The organism is Xanthomonas sp. SHU 199, from assembly GCF_000364665.1.
In the GTDB taxonomy this organism is placed as follows: Bacteria; Pseudomonadota; Gammaproteobacteria; order Xanthomonadales; family Xanthomonadaceae; genus Xanthomonas_A; species Xanthomonas_A sontii.
This window is the reverse complement of sequence record NZ_AQOI01000290.1, coordinates 1-5,213: the sequence shown is the minus strand read 5'-3', so window position 1 is coordinate 5,213 and position 5,213 is coordinate 1. Positions and strand designations below refer to the sequence as shown.

Annotated in this window: 7 protein-coding genes; 6 read left to right on the top strand and 1 reads right to left on the bottom strand. The window is 71.2% G+C overall.

All coding sequences use genetic code 11. The features are described from left to right. Window positions 1–176 precede the first annotated feature (176 nt). Complete coding sequence (locus D183_RS0110715) at window positions 177–518, top strand: FmdB family zinc ribbon protein (RefSeq protein WP_017908986.1); 342 nt, start codon at window positions 177–179, stop codon at window positions 516–518. A gap of 169 nt (window positions 519–687) precedes the next feature. Here the strand turns inward: D183_RS0110715 and D183_RS0110710 are convergent, their stop codons facing one another. After that, window positions 688–1,641 (bottom strand): DUF3011 domain-containing protein, encoded by a 954-nt coding sequence (locus tag D183_RS0110710; protein ID WP_017908985.1) that lies wholly within the window; start codon window positions 1,639–1,641, stop codon window positions 688–690. 157 nt (window positions 1,642–1,798) lie between these two features. On the opposite strand from D183_RS0110710, the gene aspS reads away from it, so the two are divergent. The 5 genes from aspS to D183_RS0110685 all read left to right on the top strand — a co-directional run. Then, window positions 1,799–3,550 carry an aspartate--tRNA ligase gene (gene aspS, locus D183_RS0110705; RefSeq protein ID WP_017908984.1) on the top strand — a complete coding sequence of 584 codons (1,752 nt, stop codon included), beginning with the start codon at window positions 1,799–1,801 and terminating at the stop codon, window positions 3,548–3,550. Between the two features lie 33 nt (window positions 3,551–3,583). After that, a complete protein-coding gene (locus D183_RS27455; protein WP_017908983.1) occupies window positions 3,584–3,907 on the top strand; it encodes a hypothetical protein in 324 nt (107 codons plus the stop codon). A gap of 3 nt (window positions 3,908–3,910) precedes the next feature. Beyond that, complete coding sequence (locus D183_RS0110695) at window positions 3,911–4,429, top strand: GNAT family N-acetyltransferase (protein WP_017908982.1); 519 nt, start codon at window positions 3,911–3,913, stop codon at window positions 4,427–4,429. Between the two features lie 97 nt (window positions 4,430–4,526). After that, window positions 4,527–4,838 carry an I78 family peptidase inhibitor gene (locus tag D183_RS0110690; protein ID WP_223875595.1) on the top strand — a complete coding sequence of 104 codons (312 nt, stop codon included), beginning with the start codon at window positions 4,527–4,529 and terminating at the stop codon, window positions 4,836–4,838. A gap of 7 nt (window positions 4,839–4,845) precedes the next feature. Continuing rightward, window positions 4,846–5,213: esterase/lipase family protein (locus tag D183_RS0110685; RefSeq protein ID WP_017908980.1), on the top strand; the 368-nt coding region annotated here is incomplete at its 3' end.

Sequence of the window (5,213 nt, the reverse complement as noted above, 5' to 3'; positions counted from 1 at the left end):
GCGCCGGACGAGCCGGTGGCCGAGGCGCCGTTGGCGGACGCACCGACGTCGCCTGCCGGCGCGCCGGAAACGGCGCCGCGGCCCCAGCCCGGGCCGGCGTGATGAGCGGGGACGCTTGAAAGCCGGCGTGCGGCCCCCATACTGGCCGCCTCCGTTGCTCTCGCGTTTTTGCCGCCATGCCGATCTACGCTTTCCAATGTGCCGCATGCGGTCACAGCTTCGACCGCCTGCAGAAACTGTCCGATCCCGATCCGGAGACCTGTCCGGCCTGTTCCGCTACGGCGGTCAAGCGCCAGCTCACCGCGCCGGCGTTCCGCCTGTCCGGCAGCGGCTGGTACGAGACCGACTTCAAGAAGGACGGCGACAAGAAACGCAACCTGGCCGAGTCGGGGAGTACGGCCAGCAGCGGGGACAGCAAGCCCGCGGCCGCCGCGACGACGTCCGACGCGCCGGCCAAGCCCGCTGCGGCGGCCACGCCTGCCGCCGCGCCTGCCGCGGCCAAGCCTGCGGCGACCTGAGTCCCGCCAGGCCGCGCCAAGCCCGCGGCCTCTCGTAGGAGTGGCTTCAGCCGCGACCGAGCCTTGCCCGGTCGCGGTCAATGCCAAAAGAGCAAGAGCTACTCCTGAAGTCGACCTGTCACCCCATGCATCCGGCCGCGCAGCACGCCACGCGGCCCGTTGCCTTGGCTCAGCGCGCCCCGAAGCGCGCCCGGCAGCCGCCGTTGACCCACACCGTATTGCCTTCGTAGCCCCAGGTGCGGCCTTCCGCGCAGGTGGTGCCGGACAGCTGTTCGATCAGTTCCGGGCGGCCCTGGCGGCGGTCCCAGGCGCAGGTGCGCAGGCGCTTGTCGTCGCTGCTGCAGGTCACCGTGTAGCCGCTGTCCAGCGGCGGCCGGCCCGGCCCCCAGCCACCGCCGCCGCGGCCCTGGGCGAACTCGCCGCGACAACCGTCGTCGACCCACACCGCGCCGTCGCGCGAGCCCCAGGTGCGGCCCTCGATGCAGCGGGTGTCCGACAGCTGCCGCACCAGCATGGCGTTGCGCCAGCCGGTCGGGCAGATGCGCTGGCGCTGGTCCTGGCTCTCGCAGCGGACGGTGCCGGCCACGCCGCCACTGCCGCCGCCGTCGCCCCAGTTGCCGCCCCAATTGCCGCGACCTTCGACGAAGCGACCACGGCAGCCCTGGTCCACCCACACCACGCCGGGCGCCGAGCCCCAGGTGCGGCCTTCGATGCAGGGCGAATCGGACAGGGTGCCGACCAGTCGCGCAGGCCCGCGAAACGGCGTGGCGCATTGCTGGCGACGGCGGTCGTTGCTGGAGCACGCGACGGTGCGGCCGTCGAAGCCCGGTTCCTGCCGCCAGCCGCCGCCGCTGCCGCGCAGCGAGGTGGCGATGTCCTGCTGGATGTTGCCGAAGCCCCAGCCGCGGTCGATCTGGTCCAGGTAGAACTCGAGCTGGTCGTCGGGGATCTGCCGGCCGCGCGACTGGTCGGCGTACTCGCGCTCGATCACCCGGACCCGGCCGGGGACCGACAGTTGCCGCAGGTCCTGCGGCGCGTAGGCGCGGGCGCTCTGGGCCGCGGCCGGGGCGTTGGCCAGGGCCAGCGCGGCGATCACCAGCCAGCCACCAAGGTGCTTCAACATGGGTTCTCTCCTCCCCGTGAATGGTGCGCGGACTATAGCCGCAGGCCAACTTAAGCCAGGATGAGTCATGCGCGATTTGCCCGGGCCGACGCGCCGCCGCAGAATACCGGGCTTGCCGGCGCCTTCTGCGCCGGGCGCCCCCTGTTTGGAGCTAGCGATGCGTACCCACTTCTGCGGCCTGGTCGACGAGACCCTGATCGGCCAAACCGTCACCCTGGCCGGCTGGACCGACGTGGCCCGCAACCTCGGCGGCGTGTGCTTCATCGACCTGCGCGACCACGAAGGCATCGTGCAGGTGATGGTGGAGCCGGAGAACGCGGAGGTGTTCAAGGTCGCCGCCAGCCTCGGCTACGAGGACGTGCTGCAGGTCGAGGGCGTGGTACGCGCGCGGCATGCGGTCAACGACAAGCTGCGCAGCGGTAAGGTCGAGGTGATCGCCACCGCCATCACCGTGCTCAACAAGGCCGCGCCGCTGCCGTTCCACGCGCACGAGAACCCGGGCGAGGAAACCCGCCTGAAGTACCGGTATCTGGATCTGCGCCGCCCGGAGATGCAGCGCATGCAGCGCACCCGCATCAAGCTGGTGCAGGCGCTGCGCCGCTACCTGGACGAGCGCGGCTTCCAGGACATCGAGACGCCGATCCTGACCAAGGCCACCCCGGAAGGCGCGCGCGACTTCCTGGTGCCGGCGCGCATGCACCCCGGCGAGTTCTACGCGCTGCCGCAGTCGCCGCAGCTGTTCAAGCAGATCCTGATGGTGGCCGGCTTCGACCGCTACTACCAGATCGCGCGCTGCTTCCGCGACGAGGCACTGCGTGCCGACCGCCAGCTCGAGTTCACCCAGCTCGACATGGAGTTCGCCTTCGTCCGCGAGCGCGACGTGCAGGACTTCGTCGAGGCGATGGTCCGCGCCATCTTCAAGGAGGTGGTCGACGTCGAGCTGGCCGCCGAATTCCCGCGCATGACCTGGGCCGAGGCCATGCGTCGCTACGGCTCGGACAAGCCGGACCTGCGCATCGCCCTGGAACTGACCGATGTCGCCGAGTTGGTCAAGGACAGCGACTTCGCGGTGTTCACTGCGGCGGCCGCCGACCCCGACGGCCGCGTCGCCGCGTTGCGCATTCCCGGCGGCGCCAGCCTCTCGCGCAAGCAGATCGACGAGTACGCCGCGCACGCCGCCAAGTACGGCGCCAAGGGCCTGGCCTACGTCAAGATCGCCGACAGCGGCGAGATCAGCTCGCCGATCCAGAAGTTCTTCGGCGAAGCCGCGTTCGCCGCGCTGCTCGCCCACGTCGGTGCCGGCAACGGCGACATCGTGTTCTTCGGCGCCGGCGCCTACGGCAAGGTCTCCGACTTCATGGGCGCGCTGCGCCTGAAGGCCGGCAAGGACTTCGACCTCATCGCCGACGGCTGGCGGCCGCTGTGGGTCACCGATTTCCCGATGTTCGAATGGGACGAGGAGGCGCAGCGCTACGTGGCCCTGCATCACCCGTTCACCGCGCCGGCGGTGGACGACATCGCCGAGCTGCGCACGCACGCCAAGACCGCGGTGTCGCGCGGCTACGACATGGTGCTCAACGGCAACGAAATCGGCGGCGGTTCCATCCGTATCCACCGCCCGGACATGCAGAGCGCGGTGTTCGAGCTGCTCGGCATCGGTGCCGAGGAAGCGCGCGCCAAGTTCGGCTTCCTGCTGGATGCGCTGAACTACGGCGCGCCGCCGCACGGCGGCATCGCCTTCGGCATCGACCGCATCGCCGCGCTGATGGCCGGCACCGAGTCGATCCGCGACGTGATCCCGTTCCCCAAGACCACCGGCGCGCAGGACCTGATGACCGACGCGCCGTCGCCTATCGCCGACGCGCAGCTGGCCGAAGTGCACGTGCAGGTGCGCCCGCAGGCGCAGTGACCCCTTTCTTCCAACCGTAGCGCAGGCCGACACATGAGCGAGACCGCATTCAATCTGGAGTGGGAAACCCTCGGCAACGAGGGCGCAGTGGAGGCCATCGTCACCCAGCGCGCGCGCGTGTTCGGCGGCTGGCTGGTGCGCGCCGGCAGCGGCGCCAACGCGCCGCTGGCGTTCGTGCCGGATCCGGAAGGCCGTTGGGACGGCGAGGACTTCGGCGAGGACGACTACGAGTACGAGGAAGACGACGAGGAAGAAGAGGGCGAGGAAGAGGAAGGCGACGACGAGGACGAAGACGAGGACGACGGCGACGAGGCCGACGCCGACGCCGACGCCGACGCCGCGCACCCGGCGCGCTGAGCCGTGCTGATCCGCCGCGCCACGCCGGACGATGCCGCGGCGGTGACCCGCATCGCCACGGCCACCTTCTGCGAAACCTTCGGCCATCTGTATCCCGCGCAGGACCTGCAGGCCTTCCTCGACGAGGCCTATTCGCTGGAACGCGCCCAGGTCGTGCTGGCGCATCCGGACTACGCGATCTGGCTGGTCGAGCACGACGGTGCAGTGGTCGGACACGCCGCGGCGGGCCCCTGCGGCCTGCCGCACGCCGAGGTGCGTCCCGGCGATGGCGAACTGAAGCGCCTGTACCTGCTGCGCGCGCACCAGAACGGCGGCTGGGGTGCCCGGCTGTTCGATACCGCCCTGGCCTGGCTGGAGCGCGACGGCCCGCGCACGCTGTGGCTCGGCGTGTGGTCGGAGAACCTGGGCGCGCAGCGTTTCTACGCGCGCTACGGCTTCGAGAAGGTCGGCACCTACGAATTCCCGGTGGGGCGGGTGCGCGATCTCGAATTCATCCTGCGCCGGCCGCCGCGCGCGGCCTGACGCCTGCAACCGGACGTCGTCCGGGCATGCCGCGTCGACACAGCGGCAACGAGCGCGCGCTACAGTGCTGGCCTGTCCAGCTTGAGGAGAGCACGCCATGTTCCGACCGTGGATGGGAATCGCCGCCGTCGTGCCGCTGCTGGCCGCGTGCGCGCCACCGGCGTCGCTGCAGCCGGCCAGTGCCGGGCCGACGGTGCAGGGCGATGGCCGCTGCAACGTCGAGGCCGTGGCCTGGGCGGTGGGCCAGGAGGCCACCCAGGCGACCATGAGCCGGGTCTGGAAGGAGAGCGGAGCCGGCGTGGTGCGGCCGATCGCGCCGGGCCAGGCGGTGACCCGCGACCTGCGCCTGGATCGGCTCAACGTGTTCCTGGATGGCAGCAATCACATCGTCCGTACCACCTGCGGCTGAGTCGCCGATGGCCGCCGCACCCCAGGTGCTGTTGCTGCACGGCATCTGGAATGCGCGGCCGTGGCTGCTGCCGCTGGCGTTGCGCCTGCGCCGCGAGGGCTGGCGCGTCGCAAGCTTCGGCTATTCGACCGCGTTCGGCGGCGCCGAGGTCGCGCTCCCGCGGCTGCACGCCCGCATCGAACGTATGGCAGCCACCGGTCCGGTGGCGCTGGTCGGGCATAGCCTCGGCGGCCTGATCGCCTTGCAGGCCTTGCGGGAGGTGCCCTCGCTGCCGGTGACCCGGGTGGTGTGCCTGGGCAGCCCGCTGGCCGGCAGTGCCGCCGCGCGCGCCCTGGCGCAACGGCGGCTCGGACTGGCGCTGGGCCGCAGCGCGGC

Coding starts and splice junctions, on each gene's coding strand:
- D183_RS0110710 (WP_017908985.1), bottom strand. CDS start 1,641: ATGTTGAAGCACCTTGGTGGCTGGCTGGTGATCGCCGCGCTGGCCCTG.
- D183_RS27455 (WP_017908983.1), top strand. CDS start 3,584: ATGAGCGAGACCGCATTCAATCTGGAGTGGGAAACCCTCGGCAACGAG.
- D183_RS0110715 (WP_017908986.1), top strand. CDS start 177: ATGCCGATCTACGCTTTCCAATGTGCCGCATGCGGTCACAGCTTCGAC.
- D183_RS0110690 (WP_223875595.1), top strand. CDS start 4,527: ATGTTCCGACCGTGGATGGGAATCGCCGCCGTCGTGCCGCTGCTGGCC.
- aspS (WP_017908984.1), top strand. CDS start 1,799: ATGCGTACCCACTTCTGCGGCCTGGTCGACGAGACCCTGATCGGCCAA.